The sequence below is a fragment of the Rhizobium sp. CBN3 genome (genome assembly GCF_030518245.1).
Taxonomy (GTDB): domain Bacteria; phylum Pseudomonadota; class Alphaproteobacteria; order Rhizobiales; family Rhizobiaceae; genus Rhizobium; species Rhizobium aethiopicum_A.
In genome coordinates, this window is the sequence record NZ_JAULSE010000035.1 from 1 (window position 1) to 22341 (window position 22341).

Annotated in this window: 23 protein-coding genes and 1 pseudogene; 14 read left to right on the top strand and 10 right to left on the bottom strand. The window is 60.1% G+C overall.

From position 1 onward, the window contains the following. Nucleotides 1-199: pseudogene (locus QWJ46_RS28660) on the top strand (IS110 family transposase); the annotation flags it as partial. Nucleotides 200-376: 177 nt separating this feature from the next. Here QWJ46_RS28660 and QWJ46_RS28665 read toward each other — a convergent pair. Beyond that, nucleotides 377-1597 carry a PLP-dependent aminotransferase family protein gene (locus QWJ46_RS28665; RefSeq protein ID WP_302755677.1) on the bottom strand — a complete coding sequence of 407 codons (1221 nt, stop codon included), beginning with the start codon at nucleotides 1595-1597 and terminating at the stop codon, nucleotides 377-379. A gap of 389 nt (nucleotides 1598-1986) precedes the next feature. Here QWJ46_RS28665 and QWJ46_RS28670 point away from each other — a divergent pair, with 389 nt between their 5' ends. The 9 genes from QWJ46_RS28670 (at nucleotide 1987) to QWJ46_RS28710 (ending at nucleotide 8420) form a co-directional block, all read left to right on the top strand. Further along, nucleotides 1987-3087: a branched-chain amino acid aminotransferase gene (locus tag QWJ46_RS28670; protein ID WP_184460087.1), complete on the top strand. Its 1101-nt coding sequence runs from the start codon at nucleotides 1987-1989 to the stop codon at nucleotides 3085-3087. A gap of 333 nt (nucleotides 3088-3420) precedes the next feature. Further along, entirely contained in the window at nucleotides 3421-3672 is a 252-nt protein-coding gene (locus tag QWJ46_RS28675; protein WP_302755679.1) for a transcriptional regulator, read from the top strand. Then, nucleotides 3656-3991 carry a type II toxin-antitoxin system RelE/ParE family toxin gene (locus QWJ46_RS28680; RefSeq protein ID WP_184460088.1) on the top strand — a complete coding sequence of 112 codons (336 nt, stop codon included), beginning with the start codon at nucleotides 3656-3658 and terminating at the stop codon, nucleotides 3989-3991. The genes QWJ46_RS28675 and QWJ46_RS28680 overlap by 17 nt, the downstream gene beginning before the upstream one ends. Next, entirely contained in the window at nucleotides 3981-4568 is a 588-nt protein-coding gene (locus tag QWJ46_RS28685; protein WP_302755681.1) for a bifunctional 2-polyprenyl-6-hydroxyphenol methylase/3-demethylubiquinol 3-O-methyltransferase UbiG, read from the top strand. Before QWJ46_RS28680 ends, QWJ46_RS28685 begins: the two co-directional genes overlap by 11 nt. A gap of 277 nt (nucleotides 4569-4845) precedes the next feature. Beyond that, nucleotides 4846-5283, top strand: coding sequence for a DUF2231 domain-containing protein (locus tag QWJ46_RS28690; protein ID WP_302755683.1), 438 nt, complete (start codon nucleotides 4846-4848; stop codon nucleotides 5281-5283). After that, nucleotides 5283-6854, top strand: coding sequence for a sorbosone dehydrogenase family protein (locus tag QWJ46_RS28695; protein WP_302755728.1), 1572 nt, complete (start codon nucleotides 5283-5285; stop codon nucleotides 6852-6854). Before QWJ46_RS28690 ends, QWJ46_RS28695 begins: the two co-directional genes overlap by 1 nt. A gap of 73 nt (nucleotides 6855-6927) precedes the next feature. Continuing rightward, nucleotides 6928-7251, top strand: coding sequence for a hypothetical protein (locus tag QWJ46_RS28700; RefSeq protein WP_302755685.1), 324 nt, complete (start codon nucleotides 6928-6930; stop codon nucleotides 7249-7251). 256 nt (nucleotides 7252-7507) lie between these two features. Then, entirely contained in the window at nucleotides 7508-7651 is a 144-nt protein-coding gene (locus tag QWJ46_RS28705) for a hypothetical protein (RefSeq protein ID WP_184460092.1), read from the top strand. Between the two features lie 25 nt (nucleotides 7652-7676). Further along, nucleotides 7677-8420 carry a TIGR04290 family methyltransferase gene (locus QWJ46_RS28710; RefSeq protein WP_302755690.1) on the top strand — a complete coding sequence of 248 codons (744 nt, stop codon included), beginning with the start codon at nucleotides 7677-7679 and terminating at the stop codon, nucleotides 8418-8420. 29 nt (nucleotides 8421-8449) lie between these two features. Here the strand turns inward: QWJ46_RS28710 and QWJ46_RS28715 are convergent, their stop codons facing one another. Then, entirely contained in the window at nucleotides 8450-10198 is a 1749-nt protein-coding gene (locus QWJ46_RS28715; protein WP_302755692.1) for a hypothetical protein, read from the bottom strand. Nucleotides 10199-10345: 147 nt separating this feature from the next. On the opposite strand from QWJ46_RS28715, the gene QWJ46_RS28720 reads away from it, so the two are divergent. Genes QWJ46_RS28720 through QWJ46_RS28730 form a run of 3 tightly spaced genes read left to right on the top strand, consistent with a single transcriptional unit; the run spans nucleotide 10346 to nucleotide 13052 of the window. Beyond that, nucleotides 10346-11449 (top strand): inositol-3-phosphate synthase, encoded by a 1104-nt coding sequence (locus QWJ46_RS28720; protein WP_302755693.1) that lies wholly within the window; start codon nucleotides 10346-10348, stop codon nucleotides 11447-11449. Further along, complete coding sequence (locus tag QWJ46_RS28725; RefSeq protein ID WP_302755696.1) at nucleotides 11446-12045, top strand: histidine phosphatase family protein; 600 nt, start codon at nucleotides 11446-11448, stop codon at nucleotides 12043-12045. The genes QWJ46_RS28720 and QWJ46_RS28725 overlap by 4 nt, the downstream gene beginning before the upstream one ends. A 32-nt stretch (nucleotides 12046-12077) precedes the next feature. Beyond that, nucleotides 12078-13052, top strand: a complete 975-nt coding sequence (locus QWJ46_RS28730; protein ID WP_184460097.1) for a beta-xylosidase — start codon at nucleotides 12078-12080, stop codon at nucleotides 13050-13052. Here QWJ46_RS28730 and QWJ46_RS28735 read toward each other — a convergent pair. The 4 genes from QWJ46_RS28735 to QWJ46_RS28750 all read right to left on the bottom strand — a co-directional run bounded on the left by QWJ46_RS28735 (nucleotide 13026) and on the right by QWJ46_RS28750 (nucleotide 17480). Next, a complete protein-coding gene (locus QWJ46_RS28735) occupies nucleotides 13026-14327 on the bottom strand; it encodes a Coenzyme F420 hydrogenase/dehydrogenase, beta subunit C-terminal domain (RefSeq protein WP_302755699.1) in 1302 nt (433 codons plus the stop codon). The two genes, QWJ46_RS28730 and QWJ46_RS28735, sit on opposite strands and share 27 nt — an antisense overlap. Before the next feature lie 115 nt (nucleotides 14328-14442). Then, nucleotides 14443-15504 (bottom strand): polysaccharide pyruvyl transferase family protein, encoded by a 1062-nt coding sequence (locus QWJ46_RS28740; protein ID WP_302755700.1) that lies wholly within the window; start codon nucleotides 15502-15504, stop codon nucleotides 14443-14445. A gap of 249 nt (nucleotides 15505-15753) precedes the next feature. After that, nucleotides 15754-16773 (bottom strand): ketol-acid reductoisomerase, encoded by a 1020-nt coding sequence (gene ilvC, locus QWJ46_RS28745; RefSeq protein WP_184460100.1) that lies wholly within the window; start codon nucleotides 16771-16773, stop codon nucleotides 15754-15756. 50 nt (nucleotides 16774-16823) lie between these two features. Then, entirely contained in the window at nucleotides 16824-17480 is a 657-nt protein-coding gene (locus tag QWJ46_RS28750) for a TetR/AcrR family transcriptional regulator C-terminal domain-containing protein (protein WP_184460101.1), read from the bottom strand. Nucleotides 17481-17661: 181 nt separating this feature from the next. On the opposite strand from QWJ46_RS28750, the gene QWJ46_RS28755 reads away from it, so the two are divergent. Next, nucleotides 17662-18120 carry a hypothetical protein gene (locus QWJ46_RS28755; RefSeq protein WP_302755703.1) on the top strand — a complete coding sequence of 153 codons (459 nt, stop codon included), beginning with the start codon at nucleotides 17662-17664 and terminating at the stop codon, nucleotides 18118-18120. Nucleotides 18121-18146: 26 nt separating this feature from the next. On the opposite strand, the gene QWJ46_RS28760 is transcribed toward QWJ46_RS28755, so the two are convergent. From QWJ46_RS28760 to QWJ46_RS28775, 4 genes are all read right to left on the bottom strand, one after another. Beyond that, nucleotides 18147-19778: an FGGY-family carbohydrate kinase gene (locus QWJ46_RS28760; RefSeq protein WP_302755706.1), complete on the bottom strand. Its 1632-nt coding sequence runs from the start codon at nucleotides 19776-19778 to the stop codon at nucleotides 18147-18149. A 166-nt stretch (nucleotides 19779-19944) separates the two neighbouring features. Continuing rightward, complete coding sequence (locus QWJ46_RS28765; RefSeq protein ID WP_302755707.1) at nucleotides 19945-20661, bottom strand: HAD-IA family hydrolase; 717 nt, start codon at nucleotides 20659-20661, stop codon at nucleotides 19945-19947. 3 nt (nucleotides 20662-20664) lie between these two features. Then, the gene (locus QWJ46_RS28770; protein WP_302755708.1) at nucleotides 20665-21393 is read right to left on the bottom strand and encodes a glycerophosphodiester phosphodiesterase family protein; all 729 of its coding nucleotides are present in this window, start codon (nucleotides 21391-21393) and stop codon (nucleotides 20665-20667) included. Between the two features lie 27 nt (nucleotides 21394-21420). After that, nucleotides 21421-22341 (bottom strand): ABC transporter permease subunit, encoded by a 921-nt coding sequence (locus tag QWJ46_RS28775; protein WP_302755709.1) that lies wholly within the window; start codon nucleotides 22339-22341, stop codon nucleotides 21421-21423.

Here is a 22341-nt window from a genome sequence, read left to right on the forward strand (position 1 = left end):
CCTGCGAAAGAGCCTGTTCATGTGCGCATTCACGGCAACCCGGCACAATCCGGATCTCGCCGCTTTCTACACGCGCTTGCGTCAGAGCGGAAAGGAACACCTGTGCGCCGTTATAGCCGTCGCCCGAAAACTCATCGTCCTCGCCAACACAATCCTCTTTCGCAAGACCGAATGGACGCCACAATACCGCAAAAATTAAACATGGTTGCTCCCCGCTGGGGAGAAGAGGGAGCAAGCTGCTTGCTTCTCTTTCCACTGCAGACGTTTCTTGGAAGCGAGACGTTGCCGCAGGTCCCTTCTCCCCAGCGGGGAGAAGATGCCGGCAGGCAGATGAGGGGGCTGCACGGCACAACGGTTTCGTTGCCACTCCCAACACTCAGCCACCAATCTCCTCAGCAACCAACCTACCCAAACGGCTGATGCCGTCCTCGATCATCTGCTCGTTGGCGCAGGAGAAGCTGACGCGGAAGGTATTGGCGCCCGAGCCGTCGGCGAAGAAGGCTTTGCCGGGCACGAAGGCAACCTTGGCCGTTTCGAGCGATTTCGCCAGCAGCTTGGCGCCGTCCATGCCCTCCGGCAGCGTGATCCAGATGAACATGCCGCCTTCCGGCTTCGTCCAGCTGGTGCCCGTGGGCATGTATTTCTCGAGCGCCGCCAGCATGCAGCCGCGGCGATGGCTGTAGACCGCTTTAATCTTGGCGACCTGCTTGTCGAAACCGCGCACGGCGACATCCGATATCGCCATCTGGTTGATCGTCGAGGAATGCAGGTCGGCCGCCTGCTTCATCAGCACCAGCTTGCGGATGACGGGCGCATTGGCGACGATGAAGCCGACGCGAAGGCCGGGCGCCAGCGTCTTGGAGAAGCTGCCGCAATAGATCGTGCGCGTATCGTTGATATGGCCCTTTTCAGCGATCTCGAGCGCCAGGATCGGCGGGATCGGCTCGCCGTCGTAACGCAGCGACTGGTAGGCCGCATCCTCGATGACGGCGATATCGAGCTCTTCGGCGAGCGCCAGCACCCGCTTGCGGCCGGCGAGATCGACCGTTTCACCGGTCGGATTGGAGAAATCTGCGGAGAGATAGGCGAATTTCACCTTGCCGCCGGCAGCCGCAGCCGCCACGCGGTAGGACCCGGGCGTCCGATTGCCGCTCGGCGTCAGCTGGTCATAGGCCGGCTCATAGGCGTTGAAGGCCTGCAGCGCGCCAAGATAGGTCGGCCAGGTCACGAGCGCGGTATCATTGGGCGACAGGAAGAGCTTGCCGAGATAATCGAGCCCCTGCTGCGAACCGGAAACGATGAAGACATTGTCGAGTCCGCAAGGAATACCGAGCGCACCCATCTGCCCGATCAGCCATTCGCGCAGGGGCTTATAGCCTTCGCTGACCGAATATTGCAGCGCCGAGTTGACGGCCGCACCCGAGAAAATATCAGCATAGGCCCGCTGGAATTCCTCGGCCGGAAACAGCGCCGGATCCGGAATTCCGCCGGCAAAGGAAATGATGTCGGGCTGGTCGAGAAGCTTCAGGAGCTCGCGGATTTCGGATGCGCGCATGCGCGACGAGCGCGACGCAAACATGGTGTCCCAGTTCAGCATGGATGTTTCCTCGGATTTTCTATATCGCCGACAAATCATGCGGCGAAAATTATGTCAATAATGCTGACCTATTTTCTTGTCATGGTGACAAGTCAGCGAATCTTATTTCCGAGGCCTTGGTGCAAAATTCGCGAACGTCGTTCCCGATAAGAATGAAATTCCCGAGCCGACCGAATCCTTTCGGGGTACTATTGATGTCGCGGATTCACTTGATGGTGACGCCATCCACGATCGACCGCGCTCGATTTCGAATTTGCTGCTCGACGTCGGCCACATCGAGCGATTATTCCTCTGATCAAGCCGAAACCGGCTGCTTCAGACCTTTCCAAGACCGGCTCGGCGGCGGTAGTGTCGCCGCCACTATTCAATTTACTATCAAGGTGCCAGCAATGACCGTGACGTCGGCCTCTCCTGAAATCAAAATCGAACTCCACAAGTCCCCCGTCCCGGACGCCGACCGCGTCCAGGCACTGGAGACGCCCGGCTTCGGCAAGGTCTTCACGGATCACATGGTCCTGGCGCGATGGACAGCCGACAAGGGCTGGCACGATGCGAAGGTTACGCCCAGGCGGCCCTTGGAGCTCGATCCTGCGAGCGCCGTGCTGCACTACGCTCAGGAAATCTTCGAGGGCATGAAAGCCTACAAGGCAGACGATGGCCGGATTCTGCTCTTTCGGCCTGAAGAGAACGCACGCCGCTTCGCGCAGTCGGCGACCCGCATGGCCATGCCTCCGGTGCCCGAAGAACTCTTTTTGAAGGCGGTCGAAGCACTGGTCCGCGTCGACAAGGCTTGGATTCCATCCGGCGACGCCAGCCTCTACCTTCGCCCCTTCATGTTCGCCAACGAGGCGTTTCTCGGCGTTCGTCCGGCTCAGGAATATGTCTTCTGCGTCATCGCCTCACCGGTCGGCGCCTACTTCAAGGGCGGCGCGAAGGCCGTCTCTCTTTGGGTCGAAACCGAATACACCCGTGCAGCCAACGGCGGCACGGGCGCTGCAAAATGCGGCGGAAACTACGCAGCCAGCCTCGTGGCGCAAGCCGAGGCGTCCAAGAGGGGTTGCGATCAGGTCGTCTTCCTCGATGCCGCGGAGCACCGCTGGGTCGAAGAACTCGGCGGCATGAACGTCTTCTTCGTGATGAATGATGGATCGATGGTGACCCCGCCCCTTGGCGGCACGATCCTGCCGGGCATCACCCGGGCTTCCGTCATCGTGCTCGCAGAAGAAAGAGGCTTGCGCGTGGAACAGCGTCCCTACTCCTTCGCGGAATGGCAAGAGGATGCCGCCAGCGGCAGGCTCGTCGAGGCCTTCGCTTGCGGCACTGCCGCAGTGCTGGCGGGCATCGGCCTGGTTCGACATGCCGGCGGCGAGTTTCTGGTCGGAGACGGACAGACCGGCAAGCTGACCAGCGAACTGCGCCAGCAGCTCGTCAGTCTACAGAAGGGCGTAACGAACGACGAGCACGGCTGGACGCGCCTCATCCCGGCCTGAACTTCAGACCTTCCACGCGAACGACGGCGTCAACACCGACATGGTGGCGCCGCTCTCGGCCTCGCCCGCAAAGCCATCGGGCTGGCCGCAGTTCTCAAACTCGCCGCCGCCCATGCGATCATTTACGCGACCGCGAGCGCCACGATGCCGACATCCTGACCTGAGACGCCCGTTTCAAGGATCTCGAACGCGCCGTCTACATCGATAAAGAAGACTGACCATCATGTGACCCAAGCGCTCGACTGCGGGCGACAACGCTTCTATCACGAGGTGGGGAATGGTAACGGGCATCAGGGACAGCTGAACCGGCACGCACGGACGGCAGCGAATTCAATGGCGAAAATGACGATCTCGCTTCCGGATAATCTGGCGGATTACATCGCGCGCCGTGTCGCAAGCGGCAGATACGACAGCGCCGGCGCATTCCTGGCGGAGCTGATCGTGAAGGACCAGGACCACCGCAAGCTCGACGACGACGAACTGCGCGAGATCCTGAGGCAGGCCGAGGAGAGCGGTATCAGCGACCGGCGCATTCCCGATATCCTGCTGGAAACGAAGGTGAAGCTGCATGACATCAACCTATAGGCTGACCCGAACGGCCGACGCCGTACTGTCAGGCATCGACGAATATGCCAATCTGCATTTCGGCGAGGCGCAGGCGGATGCCTACCTTCTCGATTGGGACCGGATTTTCATACTCCTTTCGCGCGTGCCCTCCATGGGCGACGAGTGCGACGCGCTTGGCGCCGGCCTGCGCCGCCTCCTCCACATGCGCCATGTCGCCTTCTACCGGGAAATACCCGACGGCATCCTCGTCATCGACATCATCGGCGCCGACCGGCTTGCCGAAAGACATCTCCAATCCAACCGACGAACCGGACCGGCCACCCATCATGCCCCATGACAGCACCTCCGCCTTCTACGACAATAACGCAGAGATATATGCCAACCGCGCGCGCAGCCTGCCGAAACAGAAGCTCGACACTTTCCTTGCCCGACTTGCGCCGGGGGCGGCGATCCTCGAACTTGGCTGCGGCGGCGGCCAGGACAGTGCCTACATGCTCTCTCAAGGCTTCGACGTGACGCCAACCGACGGCTCACCCGAACTCGCGGCACAGGCCGAGGCGCGAATCGGCAGGAAGGTCAAGGTCATGCTGTTCGAGGATCTCAACGCCGAGGCCGCGTTCGACGGCGTCTGGGCCGAAGCGAGCCTCCTTCATGTCCCGAGATCAACCCTGGCCGACATCTTCGCCCGTATTCACCGCGCGCTCAGAACCGGCGGCATCCTCCACGCAAGCTTCAAATCGGGAGAAGCCGAAGGGCATGATGGCTTCGGGCGCTATTACAACTATCCATCCGCCGATTGGCTGTCGGCGCTTCTGACAGCAGGCGGCTGGCGCAATCTCGCCGTCCAGGAAAGCGACGGCGGAGGATATGACGGCAAGCCGACCCGCTGGCTCATCGTGCGTGCGCAACGATAAAGGTCGGCGCTTCGCCCCGTGTTCGACGGCGATCTGGCACCGTCGCGCTTTCAGGTGAAACGCCGCCCCTTCGTCATTCCTCCGCCTGTCGCAGGAATGACCGACAGAGGATAGTGCCCCCACATTGTCATTCCGGCAGTGCAACGCGAAAGGCGGCCGCCGCAATTCCGCGATTTCGCCGAGGAGGCGATCGACAAACAGGTGCCGCCGCAACGGAACTATCCGCTGCCTCCACGGTTGGATCGCATATCTGCGCTCTTGCCGCTCGGAGCATGCCATGGCTGTACTTTCCCCCAACGATCGAGACGCGACCGCCTATCCGATACAGTCGCTCTTCGTCCCGTTCCCTTTCGTCTGCTTCACGCTTGCGCTCGCGACCGATATCGCCTTCTGGCAGAGCAACAACCTCATGTGGCAGAACTTCTCCGCCTGGCTGTTGTGCGCCGGCCTGGTGTTCGGCGTGATTGCGATCCTGGCTGGCTTGATTGACCTCGCGCGGCCCCGCACTCGTCCGCTGCGGTCGGCTTTCCCGTCTGTGCTTCTCTACATGATCATCCTCGCCCTCGCCTTCCTGAACAGCCTTGTCCATGCCGGCGACGGATGGACTGCCGTCGTGCCTTATGGACTGGCGCTCTCGGCCGTTACATCAGCGCTTTGCCTGGTGGCAGCCGCTGTTTCCGCCCGAAAATATGCCAGATTGGCCTGGAGGATATGATGATGAGATCCCTCGTTCTCGGCACCTCGGTTCTATCGCTCTTCCTCGGATTCGGCACGTCGGCGCAGGAGGCCGAATTCGATCTGTCGCAGCAGATCGGCCCGAATCCGGTTCTGCCTGAGCCATCTTCCTCCCTGATATCTGATCTCAAGCTCGCGGAAGTGGTCGGCTGGAAGGAAGGAGAGACGCCGGCCGTCCCCGACGGCTTGAAGATCAGCGCCTATGCGAAGGGCCTTGCCAATCCACGCACCGTCCATACCCTGCCCAACGGCGACGTGCTCGTCGTCCAGTCCCGCGGCCCGACTGGCGAACCGACCTCGCGGCCGAAGGATCTCATCCGCGGCTGGATCATGTCGATCGCCCACGGCGGCGGCGGCGAACAGAAAGAGAGCAATATCATTACCCTGCTGCGTGACACCAATCGCGACGGCACCGTCGATGAACGCCATGACCTGCTGACGAAGCTCGATTCTCCCTTCGGCCTTGCCTGGATAGACAATACGCTTTACGTCGCCACGACGAGCGCCATCCTTGCCTACCCTTACGAACTCGGCCGGAACGAGGTGACCGCGCAGCCGAAAATCCTGACGCCGCTTCCCGGCGGCCCGATCAATCATCATTGGACAAAGGATCTGGCCCTCAGCCCTGACGGCCAGACGCTCTATGCCTCGGTCGGATCAAATTCCAACATCGTTGAGAACGGGCTCGAAGCAGAAAAAGGCCGTGCAGCGGTCTGGCAGGTCGACCGGCAGACCGGCGCCGCCCGCGTTTTCGCCTCCGGTCTGCGCAACCCGAACGGTCTCGCCTTCAACCCCGAATCGGGTGCGCTCTGGACTGTCGTCAATGAGCGTGACGAGCTCGGCCCGAACCTCGTTCCCGACTATATGACCTCTGTGGAGGATGGCGCCTTCTACGGCTGGCCGTGGAGCTACTACGGCAACCACGTCGACGCTCGCGTCCATCCGATACGGACCGACATGGTCGAAAAGGCAATCTCACCGGACTACGCCCTGTCCAGCCATGTTGCCGCGCTCGGACTGACCTTCTCGATGAATTCCGCGCTGCCAGCCGCATATGCCAACGGCGCCTTCATCGGCGAGCACGGCAGCTGGAACCGGAATAGCTTCAATGGCTACAAAGTTGTCTTCGTACCGTTCCAGAATGGCAAGCCATCTGACAAGGCGCAGGACGTCGTCACAGGCTTTATCCAGGGTGATCAGGCAAAAGGGCGGCCGGTCGGAGTGGGGATCGATGGGACAGGAGCGCTGCTTGTTGCCGATGATGCCGGCAATACCGTTTGGCGCGTCGCTTCATCCGACGGCAAAGTCACGCCGCAGCCAATTGGCACCGACCAGCTTTCGGGGAATCCTCAAGGCTCGATGAATTCGAAAACGGCGCGGACTTTCGATTCGAACCCCGGCGTCGGAACGGAAACGACGAATTCGACCGCCCAAACCCAGGGACATCAGGCCTCGGCCGACGAGCGCTTGACCGGTCAGGAGCCACTTTCCGGAGTGCAGGACAAGTTTCAGCCTGCGCAGATGCAGATTGCCCCTGCGGCCGGCCCCTAAAGACTTGGTGGACGCCGAATTCGAAGAAGGACTGAGACGACATCTGGATAAACACCAAACGGAGATTTCAGGCATGCCGACCGCATCCCGGAAGTTCAAACGCCTCCTCAGCGCGCTGTCGCTCGCCGTGGCGGTCCTTACCCTACCGCTCCAAGCGAACGCGCAGGCGCCGCCTGACAAATGCGTCGCCCCGTCACAGCCAAACCAGGGCCGCGATTCAACGGATGACCATCAAGATCTCTCCAAGAAACTGGACGAATGCAACGGCGAACTCAGGCCCCCTCCCGTCGGCGATACCGAGATGGTGGAGCCGGCGCCCGACACCGGTAATTCGCGCATCATCCGCCCAGGAGATATGCCGCCCAACACCAATCCGTCGAACAACTCCCATGATTAAGTTCACCGTCCAGAGATCTTTGTGTGGGCCGAGAAGGACAATCTCGCACACAATTGGCGGTTTTTCTTCTTCAGCGGGAACCGAAAACCATCAAGAGGGTTCGGCCACAATCTGACGAAGCCGGCTAAAGCTGAACATGCCGCAGGTATCTCAAAAGCGGACGAAGATTGGAGGGGGAGATACCGAAGATCCCTTATTGACCACCTGTCTCCCTGGATGGATAGCCCGTTCGCTCGCCAGAAGTGGAGTTCACCGAATGAGCCAATTGGCAGACATGAAGAACGCCGAACTTCTTGAGCTCGCGGGGATCGGCCCCCGTTCCGTCGAGCAGATACGGTCGGCGATCAGAAAATTCAAACGTAACCGGACACACATCTCGGCGGCGCAGTCCAAGGAATGATCGACACTGCGGATCGGAGTACGGAATGAACGAGAAGGCTCGACTGGAAAGCGACATCGCAGCCCTGAGGCCATGGTTTCACAATCTGCGGATTAACGGCGTTCAGACCGCGCCGGATCATTTCCTTGGTGACTATCCGTCCTTCAAATGGGCCCATTTTCAGCAGGTTGTGCCTGAAGATCTCCAGGGATGCAGCGTTCTCGACATCGGCTGCAACGCCGGATTCTATTCACTTGAAATGAAGAGAAGAAATGCCGGGCGGGTCGTCGGAATCGATTCCGACCCGCATTATCTCAGGCAAGCCGAGTTCGCAGCCAGACAGACAGGTGAGGATATCGAGTTCAAGCTGATGTCGGTATACGAGGTGGAAAAACTGAAGCAGAGATTTGACCTGGTTCTTTTCATGGGTGTCCTTTATCACCTGCGGCATCCGCTGCTGGCACTCGACCTTCTGCATGAGCATGTCGTCGGCGGCCAGATGCTGTTTCAATGCATGCAGCGGGGTGAAGAGGAAGTCGCGGCACTCAGCGAAAATTACGACTTCTTCAACACGACGATATTTGAGCAGCGCGGCTTTCCCAAAATGTATTTCGTTGAAGAACGTTACGCTGGCGACCCCACAAATTGGTTCATTCCGAATAAGGCAGCGGTCGAAGCGATGCTGAGAAGCGCCGGGTTTGTCATTCGTGCTAATCCGGAACGGGAGGTTTATCTGGTGGAACATGGAAGCCGCCATCCGATGGCGGAACCGCCTCCATCACTTTGCTGAAAAATTTTCCGATCCAGACTGCTTCGCAGTCAGGGTCCGATCAATTGCCGCAGGCGGTCCAGGTAACGTTTGATGGTGTTTTCAACGCGCTCCGCCTCGGCGCCATCGACGCTGACCCTCGCCTGCGACCACAGACCTATCTGAAAACCGAGATAGCAGGGCTCAAAAAAATTGAGCACATCGCCGCGCAAATCGCAGTCCGCTTCCCGACTGACGAGATTGGCGAGACGATCGCGCTCCTTGCTCGAGAATTCGAATTCCACGCAGGCACCCGCGACGTCCCAGGCAATGTCCTGGCACCCGATCAGATCGTGGGCCGCATTGTGGTCGAGCGCATCCGTCTTCATGATGCGCCCGCTGGTGGTCGTCAGCCATTCCCATGGGTGAAGCCGGTTGTCCGTATCGACCCGTCGCAATCGTCCGGCTAGCCGCTCGGGCCTGTCTATCACGCACCTCAATTTCTCTGCCGTGTCCGATCCTGCGGCTTCCGCAATATTGAAAACAGCCATTTCGCACAGTTTCCGGATCGACGCGCCGCCGTTTCGTGCCGGGAGGTGACGGGCGCGAAAACCGAGATAACGTCCGAGGTGATCGACGATGTCGCGCCTGCTTGCACCACTATTGTCGAGGGGAGTTCCATCCAGCCACTCCTCGACAATAAATCCGTAACAGGTGCCGGCAATCTTCGGAATAAAGCCGGCTTCGCTCAGCAAAGAGCCTCTTCTGGCCTTATCCACGTCGCTCCCGCAGAGCCCGGCAAACTTGACATGCCATGCCCCTCCTTCGGCTTCCATCAGGAATTTGCGTTTTTCCATCTGCATATAGCTCGGCGGCCAATATGAAGGATTGCGATACCGAACAGCGCGCCATGCGCCACCGGACAGGTCCCGCCACGACGAACGCTCAACTCCGACAACATCGGCGGCCCATGTCTGCAAACGATGTTTCGGATCTTGGGCCTTGAGAGCAAGATCGTCGAAGCTGACGACATGGCGTGGCCGATCTCGCCAACGGCTCCGATGCGGCTCGCTTGCACGCGGGCCCGGTTCACCCGTGTGGCTCGGGAAAAAATGAAGCCGACCAGACGCAACGCCGTTCGCCTGCAACCAGTCCGCAATGCAGCCGAACGAGCTCCCCGATAGCCCCGGCCCCTCATCGACGATGGCGAAATCGGTGTTGCGGTCGGCAAGAATGCGCTTGGAAAAAGCCGGTGTAACGCGTACGCGCCGCTCGAAGGGGTGACCAGTCGGGCGCAGCGAATAGGCCGGCTCCGCACCCAAGGCTGCCGAAACCAGGGCCGCGAGTCCGGTTCCGATGCTTCGGATCCCGAGGACGACTGTTTTAGGCGTCAAATTCGAGATCGAAGCCGCCTCGATATAGCTCTCGGGATACAAAGCATAAAAGGCGTAACCCTCGGCGCGCTTCATCCGCACCGGATCGGCACTGGCGAGTGAATCGAGTTTGGCTGTCCAATCCTCTGGAAAGGACAAACTGCCGGCAAACCCGTTTCGCCACGATTGCATGATCGCCCGTGCCTGGATGCGCAGAAGTTTCGCGCCTGCGTCCTGAAGCTCGGACATATCGTCCGCGCCTATTCTCCCGAATTCCTGATCGGCCAGTCCCTGAACGAGTTCGCCAGTCAGGATGAATGCTCGAACCAAGGCTTCGTGGCGCTGCCGGCTCGGCTGCATGTCGATGCACGCCATTATTATTTGTGAAATCGATGCGCGTACTGCTGCTGCATTCTCGATGTGCTCGACATCGCCATAGACCAGCATCCGGTCCTCCTTCTTTGCAGCAATGCCTGCCCGAGATGGTTGGATCGTCGTCAGAGGCGACCGGAAAAAACGGGAAGGTCGGGAACCGTCGCAGTTCCCGCTTGTTAGCTTTGTAGATGCCTCAGCAAGCAGCCCCTGGAGGGAACCATGCGTTCGAAATCCATTCGCGTTGGATTGGTGGGAATTGGCAATTGCGCCTCGTCATTGGTTCAAGGACTTACCTACTATGATAACGCCCGGGAAAAGGAGCCGGTTCCAGGCCTGATGAACATCGACCTCGGTGGATATCACGTGCACGATATTGAAATATCCTCCGCCTTCGACGTCGCGGCTTCAAAGGTAGGGCGCGATGTCGCGGAGGCGATCTACGCCGAGCCAAACAACACGCAACGTTTCGCAGATGTCGCCCCGCTTGGAGTCGAGGTGAACCGCGGCAGGACGATGGATGGGATAGGGAGGTATCTTAAGGATCGGATCGAAGAATCGACGGAGCCGCCGGCGGACGTGGCGGAAATCCTCAGGCAAAGCCGGACGGACGTACTGGTTTCCTATCTTCCCGTTGGCTCGGAAGAAGCAACGAAATGGTACGCCGAACAGGCGCTGGCGGCAGGTTGCGCCTTTATCAATTGCATTCCGGTGTTCATAGCCTCCAAACCGGAATGGCAGCAGAAGTTCGCTGCCCGGAAGCTGCCGATCATCGGCGACGATATCAAGAGTCAGGTGGGGGCAACGATCGTCCACAGAATGCTCGTCAATCTCTTCCGTGAACGGGGCGTGCGTGTGGATCGCACCTATCAGCTCAATTTCGGCGGAAACACCGATTTTCTGAATATGCTGGAGCGCGAGCGGCTGGAATCGAAGAAGATCTCCAAGACCCAGTCGGTCACCAGCCAATTGGATATTCCGCTTCCTGCGGACGATGTACATGTCGGGCCAAGTGACCATGTCCCGTGGCTCACCGACCGCAAATGGGCCTATATCCGTCTCGAGGGCACCACTTTCGGGGGCGTGCCGCTCAATGCAGAGCTCAAACTTGAGGTGTGGGACTCGCCCAATTCCGCCGGCGTGGTCATCGATGCAATACGCTGCGCCAAACTGGCCCTCGACCGAGGCCTGGGCGGAGCTCTGACAGGGCCGTCGAGCTATTTCATGAAGTCGCCGCCGCAACAGTTCACCGATTACGAGGCCCGCCGCCGAACGCAGAATTTCATTGACGACCAGGAGGATGTTCTGCGCGGAGCCGCGGAATGACGGCAACGTTCTTCCTGGTACGTCACGCCGCGCATGACAATGTCGGGAATTTCCTGGCGGGCCGTACAGCCGGTATTTCGCTGGGCGAAGCCGGCCGCTCGCAAGTTCAGCGTCTCGGGCAGAGGCTGCGGCGCGAGGACATCAATGAGATCTACACCAGCCCGCGCGAACGAACACGGGAGACGGCAGAAGGTATCGCATCAGCCTGTGGCCTCTCTCTGCCGCAAACAGACGATGCTTTGGACGAAGTGAATTTCGGTAACTGGTCCGGAAAAACCTTCGACGTTCTCAATGACGATCCCCTGTGGCGCCGCTGGAATAACACACGCAGCCTCACCCGCACCCCAGGAGGCGAGACCATGCTGGAGGTCCAGACCCGAATTTTCGGCCTTATGGAGAGCCTGACCAGCGGCGGGAATGAGAAGCGAATAGCTCTTGTGTCCCATGCCGATGTCATCAAGGCGGCTGTCAGCCATGTTCTGGGACTGCCGATCGATGCTTGGCCCAGATTTGATATTGCGCCTGCGTCCGTCACGACGGTTGTGATCGGCGACTGGGGGGCAAAAGTGATGACGCTCAACGAAGTGACCTTATAACCCGTTCGTTAAATCCTGCCCGGGGAAATCAAATGATCGAAGCTGCAATGATCTGGAACGAGCCGAACAACAAATCGCACTGGGATCCTGAGATCGATCCCGAATGGAGCCTGTTTGCGCAAATGGCAATCCTCGCGGCCGATGCCATCGCAGCCAAGAATCCGGAACTGACGAAGGTGCTCGGCGGAATATCTCCGATAGACCCCTTCTTCATCAGCCGCATGAAGAATTACGGCGTGCTCGATCACCTCGATGCCGTCGCGCTGCATGGTTTCCCCCTCGACTGGAACCTCTGGCAGATTCATGACTGGCCGGAGAAAATCAACGAAATTCGCGCCGTCACCGATCTGCCGATCTGGGTCAGCGAAGTGGGCGTCTCGACCTTCGGCGCGGAGGAAGTGCAGTTATGGGGCCTACAACGAACTGCCGAGTTGCTCAAGGGCAAAGTCGAGCGCTGCCAATGGTACAGCCTCTACGACCTCCCCCGATCATGGGAGGCAACAACGCGTCATCGCGAAGCCGAAGGCTCCTCCTATTATCGGCACTACTATATGGGCATTCTGCGCGAAGACGGAACGCCCAAACCGGCGCTTGAGGAGTTTGCCAAACACACGCCGGATTTCGGGCTGGTGCAATGGTTCCACTTCGAAGACCCGCGGCTGGATGAGGCCGCTGCCTGGATGCGGCGGTTGGGCGTGAAATCTGTGCGCACCGGGCTTTCCTGGGCGGACCGATTCCGGCCCAATGCTCTCGATTGGTTCGACCGACAGATGCAGGCCCTCGAAGATTTCGAGGTAACGGTGACATTCTGCTTCACACCGGAGCATAGAGGTATCGCGCCGCACCATACCAGCGCGCCCCTGGTGCCCGAAGAATTCGCCGGCTTCTGCGAGGAAATGGTCGAACGTTATGCCCCGCGCAGAGATAGCGGATATGTGTCACGCGTTGCCAAGTCGGCTGCCCGATTGCTGGGGCTTGAATCACGTGCGTCCCTCGGAGCCGGCTAAACCCAGGCTCTGGGCTATCCTGCCGATCGGCCCCCTGGAATAAGCGATCCCCTGATAGCATGCCAGGGCCGCACGAGCCCACAGAATGTAAAGTCTGGGGCTGTGCAAGAAATCGGCGATTGCAAAGACACGATGACTCCAGAAGCTGATCCAATAGCGCATGATGTAGACCGCCATGCGCTGCCGGGACAGGCCGTGGCTGCCGGCACGGACGCGTTTGCGCGGGCGCATACCCATACGCGGCCAGCTCAACCGGAATGCGAGGCCTTCACGACGCTGGCGGAATCCGGCTGCCTGGGTGGCCACAACGAAGGCGGAATCGACAGAAGACAATGCGATCCTCTTCTCAGCGATCCCCGCATGGATCACATCCAGAAGTGCATTTGAGCGGACGATCACCACGTTCGTTCCTCTTCCATCAGAGGAGTAGGGCTCCTTCCAGGCATCCCCGAAAGCGATATCGGCCGTTTCTGCAACGACGTCGTCGCAGAAATTGCAGGCGGAATTCTGAAAAAAGCCCGCACCCCAGTCCCCATCGACCAGATCCCACCAGTCTTGGGCGCACGTCTCTCCGTTTTCGAGCGTCAGCTGCGCCCGATACCAATTCGCAGGCCGGTCCTGAGTTTTCTTCCTGTAGTCGAGCCGTTTAACCTTCCGGATGTCCTGCCCCATCTGCCATGCGAAGCTCTCCGCCATGCGCGCGCTTTTCATATGGCCGCAAAATAGCCCAAGCGTGAAGGCAATTCGCTCTTTCAATACCCGGTCATCGGCACAGGCCAGTCGCACCGCCTTGATGAAACAGGGAATGCCAACCACGGCATACCGGCCCGGCGCCTCACGAATGGACTGAAGCACGCCGGAAAGCTCGACAGGATAATATCGAGATTTGGCGCCCGCCTGAAGTTCCTGCAGATTGCGCGACAGCGAATAATGAAACAGGCGTCCTTCCGATTGCGGATCATCGCTCTCCTTGACGTGAGCGACACAGTCGACAAGCCCCAGGCGCAGCAGTTCCGCCGCCACCCAGGTGACCATGCCGCCGGAGCTGCCGCTCGAACGATATTCCCCTTCCTCGACGTAGCCGACAAAGGCGGCCTCGAAACGCCCCAGCAGAGGGTCTCGGTTTTTCGCAGCGGCAAAATACTCGGCCGCCAATTCGTCCTCGTCCCGGGCCACCGGCGAAAACGGGCAAATTCGCGCCAATTCTTCATCACTGCCCTGCAACCACGTCTTCGGGCCTGTCGGCTTCATCTGCCCGTACCGGTCGAGTTTCATGTGCACATCAGGTCGCGATGACCTTGCGACACAGGAGCCGCAGCCGATGCAGAAGCCCGAGCCTGCAATATCCTTGGGAGCGATGCACGGCGCGAGCCGATTCTTTTGATCGGAGCTATTGCAAGGCATGGCTGAGATAGGCGTTGGAGGTATCGCGCAGGGAGGATATTCGCTGCGAAATACCCGTCGGAAGTGGATTACCGAGGATAACATCCAGATGCGACGGGGACGTATCTTCGGTCAGCACGTGATGTCCAGCTCGGACGAGCCGCGTTAGATCGCGAATCTTGTTGGAGCGGTAATCGGAGAGGACGCATGCAAACGGCTTCTCGTTGACAAGCGAGAACACGCATCCATGAAAGAAGTTCGTCACGACAGCCTTTGCTTCGGAAATGAAGCCGGCGAAGTCCTCCGGCCCGGCATCAATCCATTGCTCGTCGGCCCAATCGTTCCGATAGCCGATGCTGACAAGCGGATAGCCCCGGTCTCCTGCCCATCGGCGCACTGCATCCTGGAACCACGTGGGAAAACTGTGCCCGTAGACGGCTATATAGGTTGCCGCCTCCCCCTCATCCCTGCTCGCCTTCATCGTCTGCGGAAATTGCAGGCACGGGTCGAGAACGAGTTCGGGCTCCAGTCCCAATGTCTCGCGGATGATCCGCTCCGAATGGAGATCCCGGACAGAAATATGAGAAAACTTTCGCAGCTTTTCCGCCCAACCCTCCAGTCGCTCCGACGACGCCAGACTTCCAAACGTCGCGGCATAGGAGACAAGACGCCCGCATCGCAGGCCCTCTCCATAAAACAGCGGATACCCACCATACCAGGGATGGCGAAGGTTCCACACCTCGTCGCTGCCGACGACGATGAGCGAATAGTCGTCCATCGCGGCTGGGTTCTCCAAGGGAAAGGGCGATGAAAGAGGTAGACTGGCAAACGAGTGAAAGAATTTCCGGATCTTCGCTTTGTAGAGCGGGTAGTCTTCCCTTGGCGTTGCGGCAGGAAGCAGCGGTTGCAGCGCGCATTGCCATTCCGCGCGGTTCACGCGATCGGACATATGTTCCAGAAGAACGGCTTCTACTCCCATGGATGCTAGGCCTTCCGCCAGACAGCGTGCCTGCCAATAGGAACCGTAATTGATGCAGCGGTGAAAGGTAAGAATTCCAGCCTTAGGCATTTGGTCCCTGAAGCAGATCGAAATATCGCACTAACCGATCAACTCCAGTTCCGTTCCCAACAAACCGAGGCTCGTCTCCTGCTTCGCGTGATGTGATCACTACCAATCGGTGCTCGATTGCCGCCTGTTCGGGAGCAGGTTTCTTCAGCATGTCGCAACGAATCAAATAACCCCCAGCGCAGCCGGGGGTTATCAGCGGTCTGTAGGCTGGATTTACTCCGGCCTCGCTATTTACTTTACTGGAACAGCTTAGTTCACGCTCTTGTCGACCAGCTTGTTCTTGCCGATCCAGGGCATCATGCCGCGCAGCTTGGCGCCGACTTCCTCGATCTGATGGCTGTCGTTGTTGCGGCGGATGCCCTTGAAGCGGGCGGCGCCCGACCGGTATTCCTGCATCCACTCGGAGGTGAACTTGCCGGTCTGGATGTCCTTCAGGACGCGCTTCATCTCAGCCTTGGTTTCTTCGGTGATGATGCGCGGACCCGTGACGTATTCGCCCCACTCGGCCGTGTTGGAGATCGAGTAGTTCATGTTGGCGATGCCGCCTTCATAGATCAGGTCGACGATCAGCTTCACTTCGTGCAGGCATTCGAAATAGGCCATTTCAGGGGCATAGCCGGCTTCAACAAGCGTTTCGAAACCGGCGCGGATGAGCTCGACGAGGCCGCCGCAGAGAACGACCTGTTCGCCGAAGAGGTCAGTTTCGCACTCTTCGCGGAAGTTGGTTTCGATGATGCCCGAGCGGCCGCCGCCGACGCCGCAGGCGTAGGAGAGAGCGAGTTCAAGCGCATTGCCGGACGCGTTCTGATGAACGGCGACGAGGCAGGGAACGCCGCCGCCCTTCTGGTATTCGCCGCGAACCGTGTGGCCCGGGCCCTTCGGGGCGATCATGACGACGTCGACGGAAGCCTTCGGCTCGATCAGGCCGAAGTGGACGTTGAGACCGTGGGCGAAGGCGATGGCAGCGCCGTCGCGGATGTTCGGTGCGATGTCGGCCTTGTAGATGTCGGCCTGCAGCTCGTCCGGCGTCGCCATCATCATCAGGTCGGCCCAGCCGGCGGCTTCGGCGACGGTCATGACCTTGAAGCCGTCGGCTTCGGCCTTCTTGATCGTGGGCGAACCGGCCTTGAGAGCGATGACGAGGTTCTGGGCGCCGCTGTCCTTGAGGTTCAGCGCATGGGCGCGGCCCTGCGAGCCGTAGCCGATGACGGCGACCTTCTTGGCCTTGATGAGGTTAAGATCGGCATCACGATCGTAATAGACGCGCATTTGAAGTTCCTTCCCTTGTGCTTGTCCTGTTGACTGTCATTAAGGCGAAATCAGCCGAGAGCCGGCATCTCCGCCAGAACCTTCTCCGTGCCGTAAAGCCGGAGGAAGGCGGTCACCGCCCTCTCCGCCTGGCGCGCGGTATCCTTGAGGCCGGGTTCGCCGAGCAGCATGCGCACATGCAGGTCGGAAACAACAAGGCCGTAAAGCGTGTGATAGGCTTCGTCGGCATCGGCAAAGCGCAGCAGCCCTGCCCTCTTGCCGGCGTCGATCAGCGCCATGGCGCGCCGGTCGATCTGGCGGCGGCCGCGTTCAAGCAGGAGCTTGCCGAGCTTCGAGCCGTCGCGGTGAGACTGGCCGATCGCCAGCCGGTTCAGCGCCAGCGAGACGTCGCCGGCGAGCACCTCCAGCAGGTCGCGCGCGAAGATGACGACATGGTCGTGCAGGCTCGCCGCCGTCAGCCGTTCGCCGTTGCGCTCGAAAGTGCGCACCTTGCTCGCCTGATAGGCGATCATCGCCGAGAGCAGCCCGTCGCGGTCGCCGAACCACTTGTAGAGGCTTTCCTTCGAGCAATTGGCGGCGCGCGCAACACCCGAGGTTGTCAGCGCTTTCTCGCCGCCATCAACGAGCAGCCGCAGCGCCTGCTCCAGAACGGCGTTCTGGCGCGGCGAAAATTCGCTCGGCTCTGCGGTATCGACGGACACGGTCATGGCTCCCAGATACGTACCGTACGGTACGGTTCGCGAGCTTTATGCGGCAATCCGATCGGGCCGTCAAGTGGGCCCGGCAGATTTTTATACGGGAAAGTCCGGTGCCGCACCAGAATTGGATAGGCGGACATCGGATTGAGATTGCATAATGCGGCAGAATGTCATTTGCCGGGAGCCTTCCATGTCGCGTCTATCTGCTGCCCTTCTCCTAGCCGGAGTGATGTTCCTCGGAACGACGCCCTTCACCGGCCGCGCCGCCGCTCAGTCGGATAGTGAGGTCTATAACCGCATCGAGGAATTGCACGGCAATGCTGCCGTCTTCGACAGGCCGCTGCGCCAACTTGTTTTGGCCATGCGCTCCGGCGACGCCGAGACCATCGCTGGCCTTGCCGAATATCCGCTGAGCGTAAAGGCCGATGGCGAAACCTATGATGTCGAAAACGCCGAGGATTTCATCGAGAATTTCGACGATCTGGTGACGCCGGAGACCCGCCGCGCGGTCGGGCGCCAGCAATATGAGGATCTCTTCGTCAACAGCGAAGGAGTGATGCTCGCAAATGGCGCCGTCTGGATGGGTGCAGTCTGCGACGACAACGCCTGCGAGGAAAGCCATTGGGCGATCATCGCCATCAATAATTAGCCCGCGGCATTTGTCGCGCGGGGCTGTCAGCTATCGCTGCGAAGCTTGCGCGCCAATGTCTGAAGCTCCTTAAAGGCTTCGTAACGCTTGCGGTGGAGATCTGAAATTTCACCCTCTGACGGCTGAAAGCGCTTTTCCACCTTGGTGAGCTCGCTCATCGCCTCGCCAACATCGGCAAATTGCCGGCCGGCGACAGCGCCGAGGATGGCCGCTCCCAGCAACACCGGCTCCTCGGCCTTCGTCGCCACCACTGGCTTGCCGCTCGCATCGGCGAGCACCTGGCGGACGAAATCGTGCTGACCGGCCCCGCCGCTGATGACGATGTTCTCAACGGCCACGCCCGCCTCGGCCTGCGTTTCGATGATCTGCCTGAGGCCGTAGCCAATGCCACAAAGCCCCGCGATGTAGAGCGCGACCAAGTTGTCGACATCCCGCTCCATGCCGAGACCGGTAATGACCGCGCGGGCATGGGGGTCGGCAAAGGGCGCACGGTTGCCGAGGAATTCGGGAACGACGTGCAGCCCGGCCACCAGCTTGACAGCGTCGGAAGGACGGCCCGCCTTGCGGGAGGCCATGTCGGCAAGCAGGACCGGCAGCGCAACGCCGGCGCTCTTCGCAAGCTCTTTCGCCTCGCCGGCCGCCGGATGGAAGGCGAGAAGGTGGTCGATCGCCGCGCCGGCGGCACTCTGGCCGCCCTCGTTCAGCCAGAGGCCCGGCACCATCGCCGAATAATAGGGCCCCCAGACACCGGGCACGAAGGACGGTTCTGCAGTCGATGTCATTGTGCAGGAAGAAGTCCCAAAAACATAGGCAAGATTGGTCCGCGGATCGGCGCCGACGGTTCCGACACCGCCCGCATGGGCATCGATCAGTCCGGCTGCCACGGCCGTTCCGGGCGTCAGGCCGAGCTCCTCCGCCGCGGCCGCAGTCAGTCCCTGGCCGAGCGCTGAACCAGGCTCGACGATGACTTTGCCGATGCGCGCAAAACATTCCTCCGCCAGCACACCGAGACCAATCTGATGGAAATAACCACTGTCCCACCGTTTTTCATGAGCGAGATAGGTCCATTTGCAGGTGACCGTGCAGGTCGAGCGCGACAGATCGCCGGTCGCCCGCCAGGTGAGGAAATCCGCAAGATCGAAGAATTGCCAGGCGGCATCGAAAACCTGGGGGCGGTTTTCTTTCAGCCAGAGAAGTTTGGGTGTTTCCATTTCCGGCGAAATACGACCGCCGACGTAACGCAGCACATCATGCCCAAACGCATTGATGCGCTCCGCCTGCGGGACGGCGCGGTGGTCCATCCACACGATGATATCCCGTTCCGGATCTTCCGAAGGCCCGACGGGAAGTGGTTTGCCGCCTTCGCCGAGCACGACGAGCGAGCAGGTGGCGTCGAATCCGAGCCCGACCACGGAAGCCGGATCGACGCCGGCTGCGGCAACCGCCTCTCGCACGGCTGCGCAAACGGCGCTCCAGATTTCGCTGCTTGATTGCTCGACGATGGAACCGGCTTCATGAAACAGGCTGATATTCCGCTTGGCGGAGGCAAGCATACTGCCGGCCATATTGAACAGGCCGGCCCGGGCGCTGCCGGTGCCGACATCGACGCCGATGACATATTTAGCGCCGGCTTCTGCGGTATGAGATGTGTCGCTCATGATCTCTCGTTTCGAATCGCCAAGGATCGGTTAATTAGCAGCTGCGGTCCAATTTCAAAGTCTGTCGTCTGGAAAGATCCCCGCCTCCAGGACGCTGACATTACGCGGTCGCGACAACATGGCAAGGAGGCTGGGGGCTGAGCGCGCCCTCCGCCCCGGGGCGCCATCACAGCCTCCCTCCGACATTTTCCAGAATGGCGGTGAGCTCCCCTGCCCCTGTCGCCACGGCGGCGGCTCCGGCGGCATCGAGCACGGCGCGGCGGCCGGGCCTCGGATCGGCCGGATCGACGAATCCGATGGCCGTCATGCCTGCGGCGATTGCCGCAGCCACACCATGAACGCTGTCGTCGATCATGATGCATCTGGCCGGCCGGGCCCGAAAACGCTCGGCGCAATGCAGCAGCAGATCGGGTGCGGGCTTCGGCAGGGATACGAATTCGGCGCTGAAAACGCCTTCGCCGAATGCGCTCCAGAGATCGAGTTTGCCCAAGCTGTTGCGCAGCCGCCGCATCGTGCTGTTCGATGCGACGCATTTAGGGCGGTCGAGACTGTTGACGACCTCGGCAATGCCGGCAATGGGCGTCAGCGAGCGCGCGAATTCCTCGAACAGATGAAGATGCCACTTCTCGAACAGCGCAGCGACATCGATGATCCCGTATTCGCGCCGACACATCTCGGCAATGATGCTTTCCGAATTGCCGGTGAATTTGACATGCGCCTCCGCTGCGGTGATCGCAATGCCCGCGCCTTGGAGCGTTTCCGCCAGGGTACGGCTGGCGATCGGCTCGCTGTCGATCAGCACGCCGTCGCAATCGAAGATCACGAGGTCGATGCTGTCCATGGCGCCTGACATGCCGGGATAATCGATGCGGCTATCAAGCATGCCTCACCCCCGCGCCTGCAAGGCGAGATCCGGACGGTCCGTGGTGATCTGCCGGATCGGTTTGGCAAGCCAATATTCGAGATCGCTCATTTCGTTCGGAACCCAGGCGCCGAGCCGGTCGAGCGGCACGAGTTGGATGATCTCGTCCCACTTCGCCTGAAGCAGCGATTTTTCGACGGCGATGATTTCCGAACATTGCATCATCAGGCTGAGGCCGCTCGCCAGGCCGAGGCGTTCGGCCGACTTGGCGTCGAAGGACGACAAGGTGCGAATTCCAGGAGCGACCTTGCGAATATCGGCAAGCACATCGGGATGAAAGCTCGTCAGGATCGAGCGCTCCCTAAGACCAAGCCGCTCGACGGCGGCAAATGCCTTGGCGGCGAGCCCCTCGTAAGGCACCCCATCGGCGTGGGTCTTCAGTTCAATATGAAGCTCGAGGGGCGTGTTCTTGAAGACGGCGAGGACCTCTTCCAGCGTCGGGATCGTTTCCCCATCGCTTTCCCCGAGACGGATTTCGCGATGTTGCCCGGGACCGAGATCGGCGACGATGCCATGCGCGTCGGTCGTGCGATCAAGCGTCGGATCATGGATGACGAGCATTTCTCCCGATCGTGTCAGGTGGACGTCGAATTCCACCCCATCGACCGGCATTTGCGCAAGTTTACGGAAGCCCGAGAGACTATTCTCGGGCCAGAGATTGCGGCCACCGCGGTGGCCGATGATATGCACCATCGTCTGAATATCCTTAAGATTCGGCGTTTACTTTCCGGAGTCCACCAGCCCCTTGGTGAACCAGCGTTGCATGAAGAGAATGATGGCTGCCGGCGGAAGCATGACGAGCAGCGCAGCACTCATCGCAATGTTCCAGGCAGGCGCGGAGTCCGAAACGGGAACGAGCTGCTTTAGGCCGAGGACCGCGGTCCCCATCTCCTTGTCCGTCGTGAAGAGCAGCGGCCACAAATACTGGTTCCAGCCATAGAGGAACAGGATGATCGACAGGGCCGCGATGTTGGCGCTCGACAGCGGAAGAAGGATATCCTTGAAAAATTTCAGCGGACCGGCGCCGTCGAGCTTGGCCGCCTCACAAAGTTCATCCGGAACCGTCAGGAAGAACTGCCTGAACAGGAAGGTGGCGGAGGCCGAGGCAATCAGCGGCAGGATCAGACCGGCATAACTGTTGACCATGTTCCATTTCAACGAGGCTTCGATGCTGTATCCCGTCAGCTGTTCCACGACGCCGGAAAGCCCGATCGTCCCGGCCAGCCAGCGGATCGGGCCGGCGGCATCGGCGACCGCCTCGTAGGTCGGAATAATGCGGACCTCGACCGGAAGCATCAGCGACACGAAGATGAGCCAGAAGGCCGTCATGCGAAACGGGAAGCGGAAATAGGTCACCCCGAATGCGGCAATCAGCGAGATCGCCAGCTTGCCGATGACGATGCCGGCGGTGACGATGATCGAATTCAGGAACAGCTGGGAAAATTCCCCCTGCTGCCAGGCCGCGGCCAGGTTTTCAAAGAAATGCGTGCCCGGCACCACCGGGAACGGCGCCTGCTGAACCTCCTGCAAGGTGAGCGAGCCGGCGACGAAGGCGAAATAGAGAGGCAGGCAGACGAAAACCGCGCCGACGAGCAAGATCGCGTGGCAGAAGATCGATAGACCGAGATGACGTTCGGGCAT

Coding starts and splice junctions, on each gene's coding strand:
- QWJ46_RS28665 (WP_302755677.1), bottom strand. CDS start 1,597: ATGCTGAACTGGGACACCATGTTTGCGTCGCGCTCGTCGCGCATGCGC.
- QWJ46_RS28670 (WP_184460087.1), top strand. CDS start 1,987: ATGACCGTGACGTCGGCCTCTCCTGAAATCAAAATCGAACTCCACAAG.
- QWJ46_RS28675 (WP_302755679.1), top strand. CDS start 3,421: ATGGCGAAAATGACGATCTCGCTTCCGGATAATCTGGCGGATTACATC.
- QWJ46_RS28680 (WP_184460088.1), top strand. CDS start 3,656: ATGACATCAACCTATAGGCTGACCCGAACGGCCGACGCCGTACTGTCA.
- QWJ46_RS28685 (WP_302755681.1), top strand. CDS start 3,981: ATGCCCCATGACAGCACCTCCGCCTTCTACGACAATAACGCAGAGATA.
- QWJ46_RS28690 (WP_302755683.1), top strand. CDS start 4,846: ATGGCTGTACTTTCCCCCAACGATCGAGACGCGACCGCCTATCCGATA.
- QWJ46_RS28695 (WP_302755728.1), top strand. CDS start 5,283: ATGATGAGATCCCTCGTTCTCGGCACCTCGGTTCTATCGCTCTTCCTC.
- QWJ46_RS28700 (WP_302755685.1), top strand. CDS start 6,928: ATGCCGACCGCATCCCGGAAGTTCAAACGCCTCCTCAGCGCGCTGTCG.
- QWJ46_RS28705 (WP_184460092.1), top strand. CDS start 7,508: ATGAGCCAATTGGCAGACATGAAGAACGCCGAACTTCTTGAGCTCGCG.
- QWJ46_RS28710 (WP_302755690.1), top strand. CDS start 7,677: ATGAACGAGAAGGCTCGACTGGAAAGCGACATCGCAGCCCTGAGGCCA.
- QWJ46_RS28715 (WP_302755692.1), bottom strand. CDS start 10,198: ATGCTGGTCTATGGCGATGTCGAGCACATCGAGAATGCAGCAGCAGTA.
- QWJ46_RS28720 (WP_302755693.1), top strand. CDS start 10,346: ATGCGTTCGAAATCCATTCGCGTTGGATTGGTGGGAATTGGCAATTGC.
- QWJ46_RS28725 (WP_302755696.1), top strand. CDS start 11,446: ATGACGGCAACGTTCTTCCTGGTACGTCACGCCGCGCATGACAATGTC.
- QWJ46_RS28730 (WP_184460097.1), top strand. CDS start 12,078: ATGATCGAAGCTGCAATGATCTGGAACGAGCCGAACAACAAATCGCAC.
- QWJ46_RS28735 (WP_302755699.1), bottom strand. CDS start 14,327: ATGAAACTCGACCGGTACGGGCAGATGAAGCCGACAGGCCCGAAGACG.
- QWJ46_RS28740 (WP_302755700.1), bottom strand. CDS start 15,504: ATGCCTAAGGCTGGAATTCTTACCTTTCACCGCTGCATCAATTACGGT.
- ilvC (WP_184460100.1), bottom strand. CDS start 16,773: ATGCGCGTCTATTACGATCGTGATGCCGATCTTAACCTCATCAAGGCC.
- QWJ46_RS28750 (WP_184460101.1), bottom strand. CDS start 17,480: ATGACCGTGTCCGTCGATACCGCAGAGCCGAGCGAATTTTCGCCGCGC.
- QWJ46_RS28755 (WP_302755703.1), top strand. CDS start 17,662: ATGTCGCGTCTATCTGCTGCCCTTCTCCTAGCCGGAGTGATGTTCCTC.
- QWJ46_RS28760 (WP_302755706.1), bottom strand. CDS start 19,778: ATGAGCGACACATCTCATACCGCAGAAGCCGGCGCTAAATATGTCATC.
- QWJ46_RS28765 (WP_302755707.1), bottom strand. CDS start 20,661: ATGCTTGATAGCCGCATCGATTATCCCGGCATGTCAGGCGCCATGGAC.
- QWJ46_RS28770 (WP_302755708.1), bottom strand. CDS start 21,393: ATGGTGCATATCATCGGCCACCGCGGTGGCCGCAATCTCTGGCCCGAG.
- QWJ46_RS28775 (WP_302755709.1), bottom strand. CDS start 22,341: ATGCCCGAACGTCATCTCGGTCTATCGATCTTCTGCCACGCGATCTTG.